We start from the raw sequence: 21,284 nt of genomic DNA, 5'->3' as shown, positions 1-21,284 counted from the left end.
AAAACGACATGCGGGCGTCAAGAAACGAATGATGAATCAACAGATACATCATCGTAATCGAGAGATGCAAAATCAGAAACCGACATCTTCCCTTGAATGCGCAGCAAGCCAATGTAGGCTGACTTAGCCAGGAGTGACTCATAATCATTAGAAAGGAGCACCGCCCTGAGCCACTCCTCGATTGAAGCTGCTTCAAGCTTCCCCCGAAGCACTGCAGAAACAAGCGATTCAATCATAAGCCTACGATTATCATCAACAGGTTCCTGCCCCACCGTAACAATTCCAATAAAACAACCAAGAATCAACGGATCTGCCCAACGCAACCCGCCGATGAAAATAGCCCTCTCTCGGATCTCCGGATCACGATGAAACAACGACCTCGACACCAACATGTAGCTTGAGGAATCGGGGTCATCTGTGAGAATACCCGAGATCTTGTAAAGCCTATCAAGCAGCAAGCTATCTTCCACCACCAAGCGTCTCCTTCATCTTCGCTATGTTTTCATCCGCCTTGTCAAGCGTTCGCTGGATCCTAACACGCTGCCCTCTAGAAAGACTCGGATTATTCAAGCTCCCCCTCAAACTTTTTGCGGCAGAGCTCAGCCCCTTCAGTGAATTTTGCATCTCTGTCACATGATCAAAGCCGGTCTCAATTCCGCGAAGCTCTTTAGTAACTCCGTCAAAGTTGTGAGGCTTTGCATTATTGTCAACAATGTTATTTATTTTCTTAATTGCCTGCTGCTGAGATCGAGTGAGCGACGCAACGCGACTGGCAATATTGATAAATGCATTCTTCGCACCACCGATGACAGCTGCAGTCGCTGCCGGAATACGACTGGCAGCTAGAACTGAAACACCCGCAACGGCTCCGGCCGCTCTTGCCTCCTGGCGAGACCGGCGCTCATCCAACCCCATCTCGCCGTTTATGACAGCCAGATCATCTCTCATCATCTGGCATGTGGATACGCTCTCACAACGGCCGTCAGGGTCTACATGACCGTAGGGATTTCCAAGGGCATATTTATAGCGATTGAAGTTGGATGACGTATGCCCATTGGCCTCAACCGGATCCGCACTTATGAAAGATCCAATAGCCGGATCATAATACCGCTGCTGCATGTAACTCAGCCCGGTCCCGGAGTCCGTCACATGCCCCGTATATCCCGGCCCATCCTTCAACGGCCGGTTGACCACCGCCCCATACGGCTCATACACCGTACGCTCGATGACATTTCCATTGACAGCGGTGATCGCCACCGTTGAAACCAACGCATCGGTGTAACTGTACTCGACCACTTCCTGGGCAGCGGCCAGCACTATATTCAGGCCACGCGCACCAGCACCGCGAGTACCGCCCGAATCAGTGGAGAGCCAGCCCTTTTTCCAGCCGACAGCCCGCCCTCGACCTCTCGGCAACAATCGTCACGCACTCATTCACAGGAAGCCCACAGGTGTCCGCCGACCTGACGACACCTTGATGATCGGCCAAGACGAAATATACCCTCAATCTTTCGCTTCCAGCCTGATCAAATGATTTCCTGACATCAATTAAATGCACCCTGCATATTTGCGCTTCTGGTACACTTTCGGAACTGAAAACTGACTCGAGCGCCTGTGCGTAGTGATTAGCCGCTGTGTTTCTTGGCTCATGATTTATGACCACACCCAAACCTCCATCTCTCCCGCCACAGGCTGCAAGCCCTAACAAGCAAAGCGCCGCTACAATAATATCGACCAGCCGCCCAAAGCGATCAAGCACTTGGGAATTTTTCACTGAATCCCCTCCCAAAACTTAGCGCACGCGCAATCTACATCCTTTCACAGGCCCCGATCATTCGCTTCACGATGACCGAGGCACACTGGCCTTCGTCAATACCACAAGTCCCCGCAGTCAAGAATTTCCCGCCGCCATCAGTCAGTACATAGAAAATCCTTCTATTTCTCCGACCCTCCCGAGAGAGTTCGAGCTGCGATACCACCAACTCTGCATTCACTTTCCGCGCCCCATCCACAGGACGCGAATGCATGAGCTCATCCATATCAGCATGGATCTTCTGAGATGAGGAGCTGTCGTGGTCCTGGTTGGCCACCCGAAGAAGACAACCGCGGTCCTGCACACAGGAGGCAAGAAGCAGCATCGGTAAGGCAGCAGATAGAGAAATTATGATCTTCATCGAGACCTGCCCAACCAATAACCTCGAGTTCAAACCAGAATGCGCTCCGCACCACCCGTTCCTATCATCGAATCCGAACGAATTATTATCGGCATTCGCGCAACTGCTGCCTCTAATTGAAGAGCCCCACCCCGCAAGGTGGAACCCCGACCCGTTCATGCCGCAATCTCTGAAGATCCATCTCCATCAGTTCGCGCGTAGTCTCCGGCGGATCAAGACGCAAACCTTCCTCGAGGATTTGCATCGCGCGCTTACAGTCTCCCCCGCCTTGCTCAAGGGAGAGAAACAGTGCCAATCGCTGCATTGAACTAACGTCCATTCGTGCGACCCCCTCCTCAAGCCAGTAGCGATACCGCTCCATGTCGCCACGCGTCGAGTAGTGCCATTCAAGCTTTAGACGGGCCCCTGCATTCCCGTTTTCAGCCATCGAAATCTGACGTTCCAACTCCTCCTCGGAAAGGGCCAGACTTGGCGCCTCATCATATTTCTCATTTCGGGAAAGCCGCTCTTCCTGGGGCTCCCCGTTACCGCAGCCAACAAGCAGCAAAGACAAAGCAACAGAATTCGAAAGAATTTTCATTGCTTCACCTTCACCGTTTCTACTCTACGAATTCTGGACCCCAATTCAGGCTCAGCAAACTGATAGGATATTGAACCATCAGCTTTGATCGTAATCGAACGAATGGCGGGACCCGCCGGCCCCGTCCCTCCAGGCGAGAACCTCTGTCATACACCTGCACCTCCGGTTCCGTTCTCACCCATACTGACACGGAGCGTCATATCATCTCCAGGCTTGTAGTTTTTTGGATAGCGAACGAATCCGTTGGGAGCATAGACGGACGACTTATTCAGGCTCGCCCATCCCTGAGCAAAAGCCTTTGCCTGACCGATTTCCGCCCCCAAGTGGCAACCTGCCATGAATATTTCCTGGCCGTGTTTTAGCCCAAACTGGGTCCGAGCCATATCCCAGGAGCTGACTGTGGAGTAGTTTTCCATGCGCCCCCTCGCTGGTCCTGAATGACCATGTTATTGGCGTGCCCTGCGACCGTGAACTTGTCCGGAATGTTGAGCGGATCTCCTCCTGCTCTCAGCCCGTTCGGATCAGCTTCACCGAGCACGTTCATGTCTGCCCTGCCGTCCGGATCCTTGAACTTATACAGATTGGCAGAAGCATAGCGATTGAATGAAGCCCCTTCCGAACTAGCTGCAACTGGATCAGCCCCCAGAAATGCGACAGTTTGGAAGTCATAATATCGCTGCTGCATGTAACTCAGCCCGGCCCCCAATTTCGTCACATGCCCCGTATATCCCGGCCCATCCTTCAACGGCCGATTCACCACCGCCCCATACGGCTCATAAACCATACGCTCGATGACGTTTCCGCTGGCATCGGTGATCGCCACCGGTGAACCCAATGCATCAGTGTGGATGTACTCGACCACTTCCTGGGCGGTCGCTGGCGCCATACAGGCCACCAGCACCACTATCGCAAGCACCACTCGAATCAACAACAAAGAGAGTCCATTCATGGCTTAGTCCCAGCTCGGTACACTCTGGGTGACAGGATGGTTGCTCCACCACGGCAAGCAATCTTCTGCATTGCAGGCACGCGCGCGATACTCATGCGCGCAATAGGTCCCGCCACTCGACTGCACGTAGGTCTTGCCGCGAAAAAATGCCGATGACGCAATCTCCCGTTGCGACTGGCGCTTCAGCAGCCTGCAAGATAGCTACGCTTAAGAAGAGGCCCCATTCGGCGGACATATCGCGTCTGCACAAGGCTGCTACGAACTCTTCCCACGTAGCAAGCCAACGAAAAGAGGTATGTAGCCCACCGTGAACGCCGCCAGAAGTATGAGCGCCCATTCAATGAATGAAATCCATGTATGCCCGTACACGAGACGCAACAATCCATAGCTTACGATCGTGAAAACAGCAGTTTTCGCGTAATACACGGCGACGCCCTTCAAGATCAATTTGATCTTCATATTGGACCGACCAGGATTTCGCAGGCAACTCAGAGCCATAATCAATGGTAACGAGAGGGGTGTCTATGGTGAGCAAGCAGTACAGTCTCCTCAACATGAGCTGTCATTGCCTCTCAGGTTGCCGGCCAGCGGCCCGCACTGCCCGGGAGTTCTTCAGAGCATCCCTGAACAACGACGTTAGTCACCCCTTCAAGAGAACGGATTGGAGATGGCCGCATAAATCGCCTCAGGCGGCCCATCAAATCCGAACGCCTCTCTATGCATCATCTCCTCAATATAACGATGCTTTTCTATGTCCCCGGGATATGGGCTGGCCACCCCAAGGAAGTCACGACCACCAACAGCTATAACAAAGCGCTCATGAACATCCCAATAACACAATGAGCCCGACGAATCATGGCGCAGCACAACTTCAAAACCCGCGGCACGACTATCAATCTCATAGATATCGTAGGCATCAGCAATGAGAACATCCTCAATCTGCCTGCCATTATCAGATATCCTCGACAGCAGCGGCCGATCACTCCCAGAGACCTTGGAAAATGCGAGCCACATAAAATAGCAATCTACAATTGACAACGACCACGGGTATACAGAATTACACCGCCCCTTTACATACCTCATGAATAGCGTGGAATCATCACCAAACATGCCACCTACTCCTCTTTAAATCTAACTTTAATAACCTCTTTAATCTTGGTTCCGGTTCGTTCAGCGCTGAGCCGAACTGAAGTCTCGCCCGAACCATCCCTTGTAATTCTTGCACTCATCTGAACCACTGAGCCGTCGCCCAGTTTCCCTAACTGCCCCCCATCCCGCGCCTCAGACTGGCCGCGAGTCAATATATTGAACATTTTTTTTGCGCCAGCGGCGCCACCATGCCCCTCGTACTGGTTGGTTCTTCTGCCAGCACGTCCCCCGGTGGGACCCAACTGATCTGCAACCGAGTCAATGTACTTCCGTGCTTGGGAAAAATCCTTCCCGGCCATTATGGCGCCACGCATTGCCGCAGCCAACGCTGAAACGAATCCTCCACCCTCTATCGCTGCGCCACCGGTTGCGCCCGCGACCGCCGATCCTCCAACAATTCTCAGCATCAGACGGCCATCTCGCCCGACTTGCTGTTGTGCCTGATCAAGGGTCAGGCAGCTGGAAGTGTCGTGGCAAGAACGTGGATCCGACACTTGACGCCCATCTGGGTCAGTAAAGCGGTAGGGATTGCCATCTCCGTACCTGTAGCGACTGAACTGTCCAATCGGGCTCTGATATGCAGCGACCGGATCGACAGACAGAAAGCCTGCCAACGCAGGATCATAGTACCGTTGCTGCATATAACTCAGCCCGGTCTCCGAGTCCGTCACATGCCCCGTATATCCCGGCCCATCCTTCAACGGCCGATTCACCACCGCCCCATACGGCTCATACACCGTACGCTCGATGACGTTTCCGCTGGCATCGGTGATCGCCACCGGTGAACCCAGTGCATCAGTGTGGATGTACTCGACCACTTCCTGTGCGACTGCCGGAGCCATACAGGCCGCCAGCACCACCACCGCGAGTACCGCCCGAATCAACAGCAAAGAGAGTCCATTCATGGCTTAGTCCCAGCTCAGTACGCCTCGGGTGACGGGATGGTCGGCCGACCACGGTGAGCAACCACCTGCATTGCAGGCACGCACGCGATAGTCACCAGCACAGTAGGCATTGCCGCCTGCACTCACATAAGCGTTCGGCCCGGTATACAGGCGCTTTCCACCGCCACCACTCTCAAGCTGGTACTCGGTCGCATCGGCCACTTGGCTCCAGCCCACCGAGCACTGCACCTGATACGGCGCCTTGCGGGTGGTCAACCATTCGGCAAGGTAGAAGCTGGGCGTGCCAGGCGGAAGTGCGACCACAACCGTCGCAATGCCCGAGTACGGACTGCACCCCGCGAAATTGCACGCCCTCACGCGATAGGCGTAGCTGCCTTTTCCACGGCTGGCGCCAAAGCTGTTTCCGCCGCCGTTATGCACCACTGTCCAGCCACCACCGTTGGCACTCTCCTCCAGCACGAAACTCTCGCTGTTGGCTGGCACCGACCAGCTCAGGCTGTACTGCGGCACGTTCACCAGGCCCGGCGCGTTGATCACCGGCTCGATCGTCGGCGGCCCGATCACCGCTACCGTCGCCGTGGCCGACCACGGTCCGCAGCCTGCGCCATTGCAGGCGGCAACCCGATAGCCATAGCTGCCGACCCCGCGCGCAGCGGTGGCATAGGAACCCGCGTTGCCGTCGAACAGCGTGACCCATCCGCCACCATTGCTGCTTTCCTGCAAGGTGTAACGCGTGGCACCAGCCACCCCGTTCCAGCCAATGCCGATACTGCCCGGCGCAGCGCGTGCCGGCGCAGAGAGACCTGGCGCAGTGGCGGGCGGATACACCACCGTCACCGCAGCCGTGGCGCTGTATCCCGTGCATCCCACCGGATTGCATGCGCGAACCCGGTAGTTGTAGCTTCCCGCTGCCTTGCCACTGAAGGCCTTGGACTGACCGATGGCGTTATGCACCTGGGCCCAGGCGCCACCATTGGCGCTTTCCTCCAGCTCATAGCGCTCGGCACCGGAGGCCGCAGACCATGCCACGCTGAAACTGCCATTGAAGGCTGTGGCAGGCACGTTCAAGGTCGGCACGGTCGATGGCGCCAGTGCCACGGCCACTGATGCGACATTGCTCCATCCGCCGCACACCGCCCGGCAGCCGCGCACCCGGAACTGATAGGTTCCCGTGACCAGGCCGGTGCTGGTGAACGATTGCGCCGCGCCATCGAAGACCGTGCTCCAGGTGCCCGCAAGCGCACGCTGCAGCTCATAGCGGTTGGCACCACCGGCCGGGCTCCAGGTCAGGTTAACGCTGCCCTGGGTGATGTAGCCCGGCGCACTCAGCGCGGGAACGCTGGGTGCGGCTTCGCCATGCACCTGGGACACAAGGCTGCCTGACAGGTAGAGATAGTCGGTCTGTTTGCCGGTACGTTCGTTGCGCTGGAATCGCAGCACACCGCCGTTGTCGTAGAACGAATAGATCGCCCCCTTGCCACTGGCGCTGGCCTTCACCCGGCGCCCGTGGGCGTCGTACTCGTAACTCTCTGCTGTACCCGCCGCACGCAGTCGGTTGCCGTAATCAAACGCGAAAGCTTGACCATTGCGCACCGATAGATTGCCCTGCACGTCATAGCCAAGACCGGTGACGGTTGCCCCGGTTCCGGTTTCGATCACGTTGACCAGCCGATTGGTCGGATCGAAATAGTGCGTACGATCGCGGCTGCCGACCTTGGCACGGCGCAGGTTGTCCAGCGCATCATACTCATACAGTGCGTTGCCGAAGCCCGGTGCAGTGACCGTCCGCAACCGGTCCAGGCCGTCATAGGTCATGTCCCGGTTACCGGGCGCCCCGGGCAGGCCATCGGAAATGGCCATCACATTGCCGCCGGCATCGTAGTCGTAGCTGTCATCCAGCACTGCGGCCGCTGCGGTGGCATCGCGGCTGCGGTCGGGCAGCCCGCGGGCATTCTGGGTCAACGTGTGCACGATCCCGTTGCCATAGACGAAGCGGGCCAATGCGCCGTTGGCGAAGTAACTGGCCTCTTTCGCATAGCCACCGACCGTCGTCGCCCGACCCAGTGCATCCGGCGTATAGCTGACGACGCGCCCCCCCGGGTAGATATTGCTGGCCAGTGTGCCGTTGGCATCGTAGCCATAGGCCAGGCTCAGGCTTCCCAGATCCGGATGCTGCAGGGTTTCGCCACTGAGCAGGCGGCGGCGGTTGTACTGGTAGCGGTTGACGACCATCGGCCGGGCCGGGTCGTTCTGCGTATTGATCTCGGCAGGCAGACCATCAGGCGCGTAGGACCAGTTCTGATTTCCGCGCCCATCCGGGAAGATCAGGGTCGACAAGCGGTTGGCAGCATCGTAACTGCGCTTCACCGCACGTCCACTGGCCAGCGCTTCACTGCGGTTGCAGTCGGTGGTGCTGGTCAAACCCGTGCCGGCCGCCGACCACAGCACGTTGCCTGCCGCGTCGTAGTCCTGCACGGTCGCGCCGGTTTCCGGTTCGATGGTCTTGCACAGCTGCTGGTAGCCGTCATAGACGTAGCGGCGGGTCAGCGACTGGCTGCCGTCTGCACTGCGGCGGGTGATCGCCAGCGGCTTGCCCAACGTGTCTCGCTGGATCTCGGTCACCACGCCTTCCGGATGCTGCAGCGTCAGCGGCATCTCATAGCTGGGCTGGTCGTAGGCAAGATGACGGGTCGTCGTGGCCTGGCCGCGTGGATTGGTCACCTTCACCGACAGATTGCCCACGTACTCGGTGCGGGTAACCAGTGCCCCCAGCTCGGACGATTGACTGACCACGGTGGGGCGGCCCAACGCGTCGTACTGCGTCGTGGTGCCGGCCAGGGTGGCATTGATATCGGAGAACTGCCGCGTGGGATACGAGGCAAACACGGTCTTGCCGCTGGTGTCGTAGCGGGTCACCACGGCGCTGTCCAGCACGTTGTTGGCGTTTTCGGTCACCAGCACCGGGCGGAACATCGCATCCAGGTAGGTATCCGTGCGCCGCCCGCCCTGCGTGCGGGAGTGCTTCCACGCACCGGCGGGCACCCCCAGCTGCGCGCCACCCAGCCGCTGCAGGTCCATGGTTACGCCATTCCAGTTCACGCTGTCGCCGCCAGGGAACTGCTGGCTGCGCAGCCTGCCCATGCTGTCGTAGCTGAAGCTGGTGGTTGCGCCGGTTTCGTCGGTCAGCGAGGTGATCCAACCGTTGTCGTCGACGGCAACCGTGCGCACCGCGCCATTGGGCGCTTCGGGCGTGGCCGGCATGCGCAGCTGCTGCGGAACGCCACGCTTCCATCCCGACAGATGGCTGGTATTGCCGCGGCCATCGGCCACCGAGGCAACCGTGCCGTCGGCTGCGTAGGTCACCTGCTGCGCCAGGCGGCCGAATGCATAGGCGCGTAACGGCAGTGCTTTGGCCGTATCGAATTCGGTTCGCGACTGCTCGATGCCATTGAGCACACTGCGCGCCACCTGGCCGTTCACCCATAGCGCGGGATTGTCGTAGTAGCTGGTGCTGCTGGTGCGACTCTGGCCGGCGGAATTCGCTTCGACAACGGAAACTTCGCGGACGAAGGCATCAAAGGCCTGCACCGTACGGGTGAACTGCACGCCGTCCTGATTGATGATCGTGCTCTGCACTGGGCGGTTCAGATGCTCTCCCAGCTCCGTGGCCCCGTACTTGAGATTCCGACCCGCCTCGCGCGGGAACGGTGCGCTGGCAAGCTGCGCGTCCGGGTAGTAGTTACTGCGCTCGGTTCGAACCACCGCGCCACCAGAGCTGGTTGTCGTCGACAGCAGCAGACCGTCGTTATAGCCAACTTCCTTTCCGAATTCGTATGTCCGGATCGTGCCATCCGGCAGGGTTTCAATCGTTATCTTGGGCTCTGCCTGCCCCACCGGGATCGCCGGCCACCCAGCCTGGTCGACTCTCCTGTCGTACTCCCACCCCAGATTGGTGTACTGATAGCTCCACTCCGCCGTGGGCATCCCCGGGCCACTTATCCGCTTTGCCACCAGCGACATCGCGTCCCGATAGATAGGCGTGAGATTCCATCCGTCGGCCAGCAACTGGTCGTCGCCGGAAGTCTGGCAGTTGAACGGAACATTCTTGCGGCCATGCCGGAAGGGTCGGAACACGAAGGTTCCCACCGCGCCTGATGGGTGCGTGATGGAGGCTGCAACCTCGGTCTGCACAATCTTGTTCGTCTTCGCGCAAAGAGCCGGGACCTCCATATAGGCCCAAACGTCCTGCCCGGTGTACTCCTGATACTTCTTCGTCACATTGACAGGCGGCAGGTTGTAGCTCCACGCCGTCCCGTCCGGCAGCGTCACCGACTGCAACACACCGGCCGGGGTGTAGCCATAGGTCCAGGTTCGACCCGCTGCCGTCGCCGTTGCGATACGGCCCAGGGAGTCATAGGCAAGGCTGATGCTGCGCCCATCGTTGGCAATGATTCGATCCAGCCGCCCGCCACTCCATTCGTAGCGGACCCAATTGCCGAAACGATCGACAACCTGTGATGGATAAAGGAAGACCTTTTTCCGTTTCAGCGTGGCATGGGTGATGGTGTCGTAGGGCTGGAGAACGGCAGACTCGTTCTCGCGCGCCACCATCCAGTCGAAGTAGTACTTGGTTCCATCCGGCGCGTGGCCCAGAAAGCCTTCGCCCGGCTGGCCGCTCTTGAGCGCACTGAGGCAGGAGAAGAACCATCCCCCTTTTGTGTTCCAGGGCGTTGGCGTGCCAACCTGCGGAGTTGGCTGGCGCGCGTCCCCGCTGCCCGCCAGGACGGTTTCACCGCCTCCGCCCGGCAATGAAAGCCTCACCCCCTCCCAATAGGTGTACGGAGCAAAACTGATGGTCTGGGTTTGCTTGTAATTCCAGACATCCAGCGACGGGGGTGCGGAGACTGTCGAGCAACGGGCGCTTGGCGTCCAATGCCCGCCGATCGCGGTTTCGGGCTGGTCTCCGTAGATGCCTGAAAGCGATGGGATGTCGAGATCCCAGTTTCCATATTCCTTGTCATTTGCACTGCCGCTGACATCCCCGTAACTGCGGCTGAGCGATACCGCGAGCCCACTGTTGCCCGGAATCGAAATATCCGTGGCTTTGAAACTGATCGAGCCGTCGTAGAGATTGACCTGCTCGCCGAAGATCTCGCCCTTCAGCGGCTCGACGAGGTCCCCATACTTCAGTCGCTTGTCGTACTCCTGCCGCCAGGTGGGAACGATCTGGGCGGAAACGCCGACCGGTGCCAGCACGCACAGGGCAACGACACCGAGAAGAAGACCCTTGGCAGCCATTGCGGCGCGCGGATATGAAATGAGGCCAGACTGCATGCAGATCCTCCCTGGATCGACGTCCCTGTGTGCCCCACCCGCGCCGAACGGCAGTTGACCTTCGACCAGGCAGCACCCACGCCGGCAGACAGCCACGCGTTGCTTCACGGTGGGTGGGTGCTGGTCACAGATATGAACGAATAATGAAGATGGCGTCAAGTCCACGTATTGGCCACACTCGGCAAAGTCACGTCAGCCAGCGGCCTCCCGTGCCCTTCCCCGCTCGACCTAGAATGTCCCCATGAGCACCCTGACCTTCCGCGCCGCCACGCCGGCCGACATCCCCGCCCTCATTGCCCTCGTCACCTCGGCCTACCGCGGCGATGCCAGCCGCGTCGGCTGGACCACCGAAGCCGACCTGCTGGACGGCGCCCGCATCGACGCCGAAGGCATCCAGGCCGACCTGGACCGCCCGCGCTCCACCATCCTGCTGGCCGAGCGCGGGGACCAGCTGGTGGCCTGCGCCCATGTCGCCGATGTCGACGGCAAGGGCTATTTCGGCATGTTCTCGGTCGACCCGGCCCAGCAGGGTGGCGGCGTTGGCAAGCAGCTGATGGACGCCGCCGAAGCGCACGCCGCACGCGAATGGAACGTGCCGGTGATGCAGATGACGGTGATCGACGTGCGCGACGAACTGATCGCCTTCTACGAGCGTCGCGGCTACAGCCGCACCGGCATCAAGAAGCCGTTCCCGTATGGCGACGAGCGTTTCGGCATCCCCAAGCGCGACGACCTGCGCTTCGAGATCCTTGAAAAGCCGTTGACCGGAGCCGTCGCGTGAGCGAGGCCTGGACCTTTGTCTGTGCCGGCGCCGAGCTGTTGCCGGGCGAAATGAAGAGTGTGTTCGACGAGGTGACCGGCACGCCGATCGTGGTATTCAACCTCGACGGCGAGCTGTACGCCCTGGAAGACCAGTGCACGCATGAAGAGTTCGAGCTGTCCTCGGGCGAGTTCAACACCACCGAAGGCAGTGTGGAGTGCGTGCTGCACGGGGCGCGCTTCGACGTGCGTGACGGGCGCGCTTTGTGCGCGCCGGCCTACAGCCCTGTGCCCAAGTTTCCGGTGAAGCGCGAGCACGACGCCATCTGGACCCGCGACGACCGGGATTGAGGCGGCGCTCCGCCCGGAGAGACCATTCACGGGGCGCCCCGCCAGAGAGCATCAACCCATGGGGTGGATCTACCGGCAGGCCATGAGGACCCTTCCAGGGCGCCCCGTGGCCGCCTCGGGGGGCCGCCACGCCCCGTACATGCGAATCATTATCGTTGATGTTATTCTACGTAACATCTTCGTAACGACTCCGCCCCTCGCGCCATGGCTTCGCCCGCGCCCACCGCCACGCTGTGCCAGCTTGCCCGTCAAGGGTGGCCGCTGCTTGTGGCCGTGCTGCTGACGCTGCTGCTGGGCTGGTCGGCACTGCACGAAGGACGCGACAACGGCCCTGCTGCCAACGGCTGGCAGGCACAGGCTGAAGATCTGCAGCAGGTCATGCCGATGCCGGCCCCGCCGGCGGACGAGTGCCCGCACCCTGCCGCGCCAGCACCGGAGCCGCCGCTGGATGGCGAGGGCACCATGCCCTGTACCGGACTGGCTCCCCCGCGCGCCGCCCTGGTCGTACATGTTCCGCTGTGGCGCTCCAACGCCCTGCGCTGGCAGCTGCACGATCCCGCACTGCGGTTGAACCCCGGCCACGCACCGCCCGCACCGCACGCCAGCTGAGACGCCCTGCGGCTGTTGCCGTGCGTCTGACGTCATTCGCCCATAGCCGAGCATCGGCTCGGCTCTACAGACGAAGCCCTCCACGTGCCCACGCGCTGCCTGCGCTACGGCTCTCCCCCTTTCCCGATCCACGCCACGACCCATCGCCATGACCTACATCACGTCCCGCAAGCACGCCCCGCGCGTTTCCCTGCTCGCCACCGCCACCCTGGCCGCGGGCTTCGCGCCGCTGGCTGCGCAGGCCGCCGACAGCGCCGACGCCGGCTCCCGCAACGCCACTGAGCTGGACAAGGTGCAGGTGCGCGGCAGCTGGTTCAACCCGTCCTCGCCGAAGTTCACCGCCGAGCTGCTGGACACCCCGAAGTCAGTGTCGATCGTGTCGGAGAAGCTGATCGCCGAAACCGGTGCGACCAACCTGCAGGATGCGCTGCGCATGGTGCCGGGCATCACCTTCGGTGCCGGCGAAGGCGGCAATCCGACCGGTGACCGCCCGTTCATCCGTGGCTTCGATTCGCAGAGCAACGTGTTCGTCGACGGCCTGCGCGACGTCGGCTCGCAGACCCGCGAGATCTTCGACCTGGAGCAGGTGGAAGTGGTCAAGGGCCCGAGCTCGGCCTACGGCGGCCGTGATTCCGGCGGTGGCAGCCTGAACCTGGTGAGCAAGACGCCGAAGCTGAAGAACGAGACCAGCGCCAGCATGGGCATCGGCACCGACAGCTACGCACGCGGCACCGTGGACGCCAACTACGTGCTGGGCGATGGCATCGCCGCCCGCCTGAACCTGATGAAGCACGCGTCGGACATCGCCGGCCGCGACGCCGCCAACGTCAGCCGCTGGGGCATCGCGCCGTCGATCGCGTTCGGCCTGAACGGCCCGGCGCAGCTGATCGCCAGCCACTACCACATGCAGAGCGATGACCTGCCCGATGCGGGTGGCTTCCCCTACAACAATCCGTTCTCCAGCGGCCCGAACGTGGCCAGGAACGGTGATGGCCGCCCAGTGGTGCCGGACCGCAACAACTACTACGGCCTGGTCGACCGTGACTTCCAGCGCACCCGCGCCGACATCAGCACTCTGGACGCCAGCTACGACTTCGGTGGCCACAAGCTTCGCAACATCGCGCGCCTGGGCAACACCAGCAACGACTACCTGTGGACCCAGCCGGACGACAGCAAGGGCAACCCCAACCTGTACGGCACCTTGTGGCGTCGCACCAACACCCGTGCGGTCGACGTCAAGAGCTTCGCCGACCAGCTGGGCCTGACCGGTGCGTTCCAGACCGGCGCGCTCAAGCACAGCTACAGCGCGGGCCTGGAGTACAGCGACGAGAAGATGACCCGTGGCAGCTACCTGATGTCGCCGGGCACCGCCAATCCCCTTGAAAACAGCGCCAACAGCACTCGCTGCCAGGTGTCCGGCGCGGCCACCGGCTACAACTGCACCGACTTCAACAAGCCGAACCCGAACGATCCGTGGGCGGCCGGTCAGATCGTCTATCGCAGCGACAAGGCGCTGGACGTCGAGCAGCGCACCAGGACCACCTCGGCCTACGTGTTCGACACCATCGAGCTCAATGAGCAGTGGATGATCAACCTCGGCCTGCGCTACGACGACTTCCGTACCACCCTGACCACGCCGGTGGCCGGCAAGGCACCGACCCGCGTGCGCAACAGCAACGACTTCCTGAACTACCAGGCCGGCGTGGTGTTCAAGCCGGCCGCCAACGGCAGCATCTACCTGTCCTGGGGCACCTCCTCGACCCCGCCGGGCATGGACGGTGGTGACGGTTCGGACGGCCTGAGCGCGGCCGTTGCCGACCTCAAGCCGCAGGACACGAAGAACCTCGAACTGGGCACCAAGTGGGACCTGCTGGACAACCGCCTGAACCTGACTGCTGCGATCTTCCACACCGTGATGAACAACGCGCGCGTGACCGTCGACAACGGCACCAGCCAGAACGCCGGCAAGAAAGAGATCAACGGTTTCGAGCTGGGCTTCAACGGCCAGTTGACCGAGGCCTGGAGCCTGTACGGCGGCTACACCTACCTCGATTCCGAGCTGAAGGACAATGGCTTTGTCTGTGGCGCACCGGTGGGCCGCACCTGCCCGTCCAACGTCTACGTGCCATCGCCGAACAACGGCAACGAATTCCCGAACACCGCCAAGCACAGCGCCAACCTGTGGACCACGTACCGCTTCCCGATCGGCCTGACCGTCGGCGCCGGTGCGTTCTACTCGGACAAGCAGTACGGTGATGTGGCCAACGCCAAGTGGATTGCCAGCTACACCCGCTTCGACGCGATGGCCAGCTACGCGATCCAGGGCAACATCAGCCTGCAGCTCAACGTGCAGAACCTGACCGACAAGACCTACTTCACCAAGGCCTATGCCTCGCACTACGCGAGCATCGCCCCGGGTCGCTCGGCCACCCTGGCACTGAACGTGAAGTTCTGATGTAGCTTCGCTCCACCACGGCGGCAGGCGCTCCTGCCGCCGTTTTTGTTTCCGGCGATACTCACCTCATGGCACCCCGTACCCCCATCGACAGCGAAGCTCTGGCCGAGCTGCTGCAGCACGATCCGCAGGCGGCCTTCGCGCATGTGCGCGACGCCGCGCGGGCCGGACAGGTCGAGGCACAGCTGCTGCTCGCGCAGATGCACATGGAAGGCAAAGGCACCGCGCAGGACGCCTCGGCGGCACTGCTCTGGTACGAAACCGCCGCCAACAACGGCGCGCCGATGGCGATGAACATGCTTGGCCGCTGCCACGAACTGGGCCAGGGCACCACGGCCAATCCGGCACTGGCCGCAGTGTGGTACCGGCGCGCGGCCGACACCGGGCTGGACTGGGGCCTGTACAACCTGGCCAACCTGCTGGCCACCGGCCGCGGCGTGCCGCTGGACCGCGCGCAGGCGCTGGCGCTGTACACGCGTGCCGCGCACCTGGGCCACGCCAAATCGATGAACCTGCTGGCCCGCCACCTCGAAGACGGACTGGAGATCGAGCGCGATCCGCAGGCGGCGCTGGACTGGTACCAGCGCGCGGCCGAGGCCGGTGATTTCCGCGGCCAGGCCAACTACGCCTCGATCCTGCTGCAGGCCGGCCAGGTCGAGCAGGCCGTGCACTGGCTGCAGCTGGCACTGGCCCACGGCAGCCCGGCGTTCATGGCGCATCTCGTGCCGGAACTGGCCGCATCGCCGCATCCACAGGTGCGCGCCCTGGTCGCACCGCCGTCCCTCTGAGGAGTCCCGCATGCTGCTGCACATCCCCGACGTTCTCAGCGCCGACCAGGTGGCCGACTTCCGCCGCCGGCTGGATGCCGCCGACTGGACCGATGGCCGCGAGACCGTCGGCCATCTGGGCGCGCAGGCCAAGCACAACCAGCAGCTGCCCGAGGCCTCGCCGCTGCGCCGCGAACTGGGCGAGATCATCCTCGTCGCGCTGGCCCGGCATCCGCTGTTCTTCAGCGCCGCGCTGCCACTGAAGTACCTGCCACCGCGCTTCAACCGCTACAGCGGCGGCGGCACCTATGGTTTCCACGTCGACGGCGCGGTGATGAACCTGGCCAACGGCGAACAGCTGCGTTCGGACATCTCCTGCACCCTGTTCCTGTCCGCGCCGGACGAGTACGAGGGCGGCGAACTGATCATCAGCGATACCTACGGCGAGCATGAAGTGAAGCTGCCCGCTGGCGACCTGATCGTGTACCCGTCCAGCAGCCTGCACCAGGTGCGGCCGGTCACCCGAGGTGCGCGCGTGGCCTCGTTCTTCTGGGTACAAAGCATGGTCCGCGACGATGTGCAGCGCCGCCTGCTGTGGGAAATGGATGGCGCGATCGAGCGCCTGCGGCAGACCGGCGGCGACGCCGAGGCGGTGCTGCAGCTGACCGGCGTGTACCACAACCTGCTGCGGCGATGGAGCGAAGTCTGAGCCCCATCCGGCCAGTCCGTGACATTTTGGCAATCATTCTCATTTGCAACAGATAACAGCTCTCATTACAATCACGCCCCGTTGATGCCGGCCGCTGCCGGCAGACCCTTGGGGACCCCTGCTTGCTGCGCCCGCTTCGCCCTCGCCCACTCATCCATCGCAAGATGGGCACCGCCATGCGCGGCCAGCGTCCTGCGCTGGCCAGCCTGCTGGCGTGGGTGGCGATGCTGGCCTTGCTGCTGGGCACCCTGCCCCTGCTGCCACACGGGCAAGCCGGAATGGCCGTGCAGATGCCGCTGGAAGAGCGCGGTGGCGAAGCCCCCCTGCTGGAAGAGGCACCGGCCAAGCTGCGCCGCTGTGCTGCCGCCCCGGTGAAATCAGCCGAGAAGGCACGCCCGCCGTTGCTGCTGGCCAGCCAATGGCTGCGCACCGAGCTTGAACTCGTACCCGCTACGCCGGCCATGCCCGGCGTGCGCCCGGACTGGCCGCTGGCCGCTCCGGACACGCCCTGGGCCGACGCGCCCGGACGCCGCCAGCAACGCGGCCAGGCGCCGCCGCTCGCCTGATTCACGGCCCCGCGTGACCACCTGCACGGTCGCGTCAGCGCGCCGCTGCCTGCTTCATCCCTGCCGCCCCTGACCGGGCCTCCCCGTGCATGCCGACCGTTCGCGCCTGGCATCGCACCACCCTGCATCCTTCGAGGTTACTGCCATGGCCCAGCGCCATCGTGTCCGTTCGTCCCTGTCCCGTACCCTGCTGACCAGCGCCGTGCTGGTGGCCATGACCGCCCCTGCCTTCGCCCACGGTGACGCTTCCGGCACGCCACAGACGCTGGACAAGGTGGTGGTCACCGCCTCCGGCTTCGAGCAGAAGGTGGTCGATGCACCGGCCAGCATCAGCGTGGTCAGTCGCGAAGAACTCAGCAAGCGCCCCTACACCAACCTGGTCGACGCGCTGCGCGACGTCGAAGGCATCGATGTCGGCCTGGAGGCCAGCGACAAGAACGGCCGCGCCACCATCTCCATGCGCGGCCTGCCGTCCGAGTACACCCTGGTGCTGATCGACGGCCGCCGCCAGAGCAATGTCGGCCAGCTGTACCCGAACAACTTCGGTGGCGGCCAGTTCGCCTACCTGCCGCCGCTGGACGCGATCGAACGCATCGAAGTGGTGCGCGGCCCGATGTCCACGCTGTATGGCTCGGACGCGATGGGCGGCGTCATCAACATCATCACCCGACGCAACCAGGACAGCTGGCACGGCGCCGTGACCCAGGGCTTCACCGTGCAGCAGGATGACCAGTTCGGTGATGCACGCACCACCGACCTGTACCTCAGCGGCCCGCTGCTGAAGGACCGCCTCAGCCTGGCGGTGCGCGGCAGCTACTACGACGCCAAGGCCTCCAATCCGGAGTGGGATGCACTGCCCCTGCCCGACGGCAGCCTGTGGGAGCGCAGCATCGGCTTCGGCGGCGGTGGCAAGTCGGTGGCCAACACCAACTGGAACACTGGCGTACGCCTGGATTTCCGCGTCAACGACGATCACGAACTGTGGCTGGACTACGACGTGTCGCGGCAGAAGTACGACAACAGCGAAGGACAGACCGGCACGCTGGACAGCCTGGCCAGCCTCTGGCGCGTCGGCAACGCGGTCATCCCCAACCCGAACGGCAGCGGCACCGTCACCCGCCGCGTGGTGCAGCCGCGCGTGGGCTACACCGCCTACCAGCGCTACGAGCGCGATCAGTTGTCGTTGACCCACCAGGGCCGTTACAGCTTCGGCACCTGGCAGACCTCGCTGACCCACAGCAAGAGCAGCAACCTCGGCCGTTCGCTGCCGCTGACCTTGGACGAGCGCGCCAACCTGCAGACGCTGTGGAATGACGTCTGCCGCCGCACCGGTGCCGCCAGCAACTGTGCGGCCGGCCGCGGCAATGCGCTGACCGCACTCAATCCCAGCGAGATGGCGCGCCTGCAGGCGTTCCTGCCGCGCCCGCTGCGCACCATGGAACTGGAAGGCTACGTGCTCGACACGATGCTTGACCTCGACTTCGGCGCGCACAAGCTGACCGTCGGCGGCCAGTACAACGACACCGACATGATCGATGGCGTGTTCGGCATGGATGGCGCCGGCTACCGCAGCAACACCAAGCAGAAGCACCGCATGTGGGCGCTGTTCGCCGAGGACAACTGGGCGCTGACCGATACCCTCACCGCTACCTTCGGCCTGCGCTACGACGACCACAACGTGTTCGGCAGCCATGTCAGCCCGCGCGGCTACCTTGTGTGGAACGCCAGCGACGCGTGGACCTTCAAGGGCGGCGTCAGCACCGGCTACAAGACCCCGCGTCCGGACCAGCTGTTCCCGGGCATCACCGGCTTCGGTGGCCAGGGCGTGCTGCCGCTGGTGGGTTCGCCGAACCTGAAGCCTGAAACCAGCACCAACTACGAGGTGGCCGCCTACTACGAGGGCCAGCGCTGGGGCTTCAACGTGACCGGCTTCTTCAACAAATTCGAGGACAAGATCGCCAGCGGCGGCACCTTCCCCAACTGCGAAGTGGCGCCGGCCGGCAGCGGTTACTGCGTGGACATCGGTCCGGGTTGGGCCGCGCTGGGCTACAGCACCTTCACCCAGAGCGTGAACATCGACAAGGCTGAAACGCGGGGTGCCGAACTGGCCGCCCACGTCGACCTGCTCGACACTCTGCAGCTGCGCGGCAACTACACCTGGACCAGGAGCGAGCAGACCAGCGGCCCCGACAAGGGGCGCCCGATCTCAGGCACCATGCCGGCAAAACACATGGCCAACGCCAGCCTCAACTGGCAGGTCAACGAAGCAGTCAGCCTGTCGCTGATCGGCGAGGGCCGCTACGACCGCTACCGCGACACGCTGCTGGACGCCAACGGCGCCAGCCACACCCGCTACTACGAGGACTACACCATCTTCCATCTCGGTGGCAGCTGGAAGGCCACGCCCTGGCTGACGGTGAACGCACGGGTCAACAACCTGCTCGACAAGGATTTCGTCTCGCAGTCGTGCCTGTTGATCAGCCAGAGCGAGTTCAACTGCGTGGACGACTACGCGACCAAGGACCAGCGCCGCAGCTACTGGATTTCGCTGAACGCGAAGTTCTGACCGCCACGCACCGGTAGTGCCGGCCGCTGGCCGGCAATCCGACGTTGTTTCCCGGAACCCTGGTAGTGCCGGCCGCTGGCCGGCAATCGCCCTCCAGGGATACAGAACGACACGCAATTGCGAGCCATTCTCATCAATGATGTAATGGGCAGTCCCCGTCCGCCTCGAACCGTGCCGTGAGCCGTCCTGCCTCTTCCACCGTGCAGCAGCAACAGAACCGTGGCTTCTGGCTGCGGACGCTGCACCAGTGGCACTGGATCAGCTCGGCGGTGTGCCTGATCGGCATGCTGCTGTTCGCGGTGACTGGCCTGACCCTCAACCATGCAGCGAAGATCGAGGCCAAGCCCGAGGTGCAGAACCAGCATCTGAAGCTGCCGGCCGAACTGCTGGGCCAACTGGGCACGCGCGAGGACGGCAACGCACCGATTCCGCGCCCGGCCCGGCAATGGCTGGACACGCAGCTGGGCATCGCCATTGGCGGCCGCCCGGCCGAGTGGTCGACCGAGGAGATCTACCTGTCGCTGCCGCGCCCCGGTGGCGACGCCTGGCTGAGCATCGACCGCGAGACCGGCGCGGTGGAATACGAATCGACCTCGCGCGGCGCGGTGTCCTACCTCAACGACCTGCACAAGGGCCGTAACGCGGGCCCGGCGTGGGGCTGGTTCCTGGACCTGTTCGCCGTGGCCTGCCTGGTGTTCTGCATCACCGGCCTGTTCCTGCTGCACCTGCATGCGCGGCAGCGGCGCATGACCTGGCCGCTGGTCGGCCTCGGCCTGATGATCCCGCTGCTGATCGCCCTGCTGCTGATCCACTGACTTTCCTTCGTTTCCGGAGCCGCCCCATGCGCGTCACCCTGACCATCGCCCTCAGCGGCCTGCTGGCCACCTCGCCGGCCTATGCCACCACCCTCGACATCAACGTCGAAGTGCCCAAGCTCAACGTGGCCGAGTACCACCGCCCGTACGTGGCAGTGTGGCTGGAAGGCGCCGACCAGAAGGTCGCGGCCAATCTGTCGGTCTGGTACCAGCAGACCAGCAACAGCGAAGGCCACGGCACCAAGTGGCTGCCCGACCTGCGCCAGTGGTGGCGCAAGAGCGGCCGCACCCTGCAGGTGCCGGTGGACGGCGTGACCGGCCCGACCCGCCCGGCCGGCAAGCACGCGCTGTCGTTCAACGACAAGCAGCCGGCACTGAAGCAGCTGGCCCCCGGCAACTACACCCTGGTGGTCGAGGCGGTGCGCGAAGTCGGCGGCCGTGAACTGCTGAAGATCCCCTTTACCTGGCCGGCCACCGCCGCGCAGAACGGCAAGGCGCAGGGCGCCACCGAACTGGGCCAGGTCACCCTGTCCGTCAAACCCTGAGAGGGGACGGAGGGGATCAAGTCGTAATCCCCTTCTCCTTGCCGCATCACC

18 protein-coding genes are annotated in these 21,284 nt (G+C 62.6%); 10 read left to right on the top strand and 8 right to left on the bottom strand.

Annotated elements, in window-relative coordinates; all coding sequences use genetic code 11:
- Positions 1-17: 17 nt before the first annotated feature.
- The 8 genes from AC5P8J_RS08105 to AC5P8J_RS08070 all read right to left on the bottom strand — a co-directional run bounded on the left by AC5P8J_RS08105 (position 18) and on the right by AC5P8J_RS08070 (position 11,091).
- Entirely contained in the window at positions 18-473 is a 456-nt protein-coding gene (locus AC5P8J_RS08105) for a hypothetical protein (protein ID WP_019659411.1), read from the bottom strand.
- The gene (locus AC5P8J_RS08100) at positions 460-1,317 is read right to left on the bottom strand and encodes an RHS repeat-associated core domain-containing protein (protein WP_495216758.1); all 858 of its coding nucleotides are present in this window, start codon (positions 1,315-1,317) and stop codon (positions 460-462) included. The genes AC5P8J_RS08105 and AC5P8J_RS08100 overlap by 14 nt, the downstream gene beginning before the upstream one ends.
- A 969-nt stretch (positions 1,318-2,286) precedes the next feature.
- The gene (locus AC5P8J_RS08095) at positions 2,287-2,754 is read right to left on the bottom strand and encodes a hypothetical protein (RefSeq protein WP_164144933.1); all 468 of its coding nucleotides are present in this window, start codon (positions 2,752-2,754) and stop codon (positions 2,287-2,289) included.
- A gap of 146 nt (positions 2,755-2,900) precedes the next feature.
- A complete protein-coding gene (locus AC5P8J_RS08090; protein ID WP_495216757.1) occupies positions 2,901-3,137 on the bottom strand; it encodes a hypothetical protein in 237 nt (78 codons plus the stop codon).
- On the bottom strand, positions 3,113-3,703 hold the full coding sequence (locus tag AC5P8J_RS08085) for an RHS repeat domain-containing protein (protein ID WP_494539973.1): 591 nt from the start codon (positions 3,701-3,703) through the stop codon (positions 3,113-3,115). Before AC5P8J_RS08085 ends, AC5P8J_RS08090 begins: the two co-directional genes overlap by 25 nt.
- 648 nt (positions 3,704-4,351) lie before the next feature.
- Positions 4,352-4,813, bottom strand: coding sequence for a hypothetical protein (locus AC5P8J_RS08080; RefSeq protein WP_164144935.1), 462 nt, complete (start codon positions 4,811-4,813; stop codon positions 4,352-4,354).
- A 5-nt stretch (positions 4,814-4,818) separates the two neighbouring features.
- Entirely contained in the window at positions 4,819-5,757 is a 939-nt protein-coding gene (locus tag AC5P8J_RS08075; protein WP_478405686.1) for an RHS repeat domain-containing protein, read from the bottom strand.
- Between the two features lie 3 nt (positions 5,758-5,760).
- The gene (locus AC5P8J_RS08070; protein ID WP_494539974.1) at positions 5,761-11,091 is read right to left on the bottom strand and encodes a wall-associated protein; all 5,331 of its coding nucleotides are present in this window, start codon (positions 11,089-11,091) and stop codon (positions 5,761-5,763) included.
- 241 nt (positions 11,092-11,332) lie between these two features.
- On the opposite strand from AC5P8J_RS08070, the gene AC5P8J_RS08065 reads away from it, so the two are divergent.
- From AC5P8J_RS08065 to AC5P8J_RS08020, 10 genes are all read left to right on the top strand, one after another.
- The gene (locus AC5P8J_RS08065; RefSeq protein WP_021202565.1) at positions 11,333-11,872 is read left to right on the top strand and encodes a GNAT family N-acetyltransferase; all 540 of its coding nucleotides are present in this window, start codon (positions 11,333-11,335) and stop codon (positions 11,870-11,872) included.
- Positions 11,869-12,201 (top strand): non-heme iron oxygenase ferredoxin subunit, encoded by a 333-nt coding sequence (locus AC5P8J_RS08060; RefSeq protein WP_010483575.1) that lies wholly within the window; start codon positions 11,869-11,871, stop codon positions 12,199-12,201. The genes AC5P8J_RS08065 and AC5P8J_RS08060 overlap by 4 nt, the downstream gene beginning before the upstream one ends.
- A gap of 204 nt (positions 12,202-12,405) precedes the next feature.
- Positions 12,406-12,810, top strand: a complete 405-nt coding sequence (locus AC5P8J_RS08055) for a hypothetical protein (protein ID WP_134735820.1) — start codon at positions 12,406-12,408, stop codon at positions 12,808-12,810.
- Between the two features lie 148 nt (positions 12,811-12,958).
- Positions 12,959-15,265 (top strand): TonB-dependent receptor domain-containing protein, encoded by a 2,307-nt coding sequence (locus AC5P8J_RS08050; protein ID WP_188250650.1) that lies wholly within the window; start codon positions 12,959-12,961, stop codon positions 15,263-15,265.
- Positions 15,266-15,333: 68 nt separating this feature from the next.
- Entirely contained in the window at positions 15,334-16,053 is a 720-nt protein-coding gene (locus AC5P8J_RS08045; protein ID WP_227853960.1) for a tetratricopeptide repeat protein, read from the top strand.
- A 10-nt stretch (positions 16,054-16,063) separates the two neighbouring features.
- Complete coding sequence (locus AC5P8J_RS08040; protein WP_134735822.1) at positions 16,064-16,741, top strand: Fe2+-dependent dioxygenase; 678 nt, start codon at positions 16,064-16,066, stop codon at positions 16,739-16,741.
- 164 nt (positions 16,742-16,905) lie between these two features.
- Positions 16,906-17,307, top strand: a complete 402-nt coding sequence (locus tag AC5P8J_RS08035) for a hypothetical protein (protein WP_021202570.1) — start codon at positions 16,906-16,908, stop codon at positions 17,305-17,307.
- Positions 17,308-17,452: 145 nt separating this feature from the next.
- Positions 17,453-19,873: a TonB-dependent receptor domain-containing protein gene (locus AC5P8J_RS08030; RefSeq protein ID WP_197574778.1), complete on the top strand. Its 2,421-nt coding sequence runs from the start codon at positions 17,453-17,455 to the stop codon at positions 19,871-19,873.
- 176 nt (positions 19,874-20,049) lie between these two features.
- Positions 20,050-20,688, top strand: coding sequence for a PepSY-associated TM helix domain-containing protein (locus tag AC5P8J_RS08025; RefSeq protein WP_021202572.1), 639 nt, complete (start codon positions 20,050-20,052; stop codon positions 20,686-20,688).
- 26 nt (positions 20,689-20,714) lie between these two features.
- Complete coding sequence (locus AC5P8J_RS08020) at positions 20,715-21,233, top strand: DUF2271 domain-containing protein (RefSeq protein ID WP_021202573.1); 519 nt, start codon at positions 20,715-20,717, stop codon at positions 21,231-21,233.
- The last annotated feature ends 51 nt before the right edge of the window (positions 21,234-21,284 follow it).

This window comes from Stenotrophomonas sp. YJH_SMC_37, from assembly GCF_059370035.1.
This window is presented reverse-complemented; position numbering and strand designations above follow the sequence as displayed.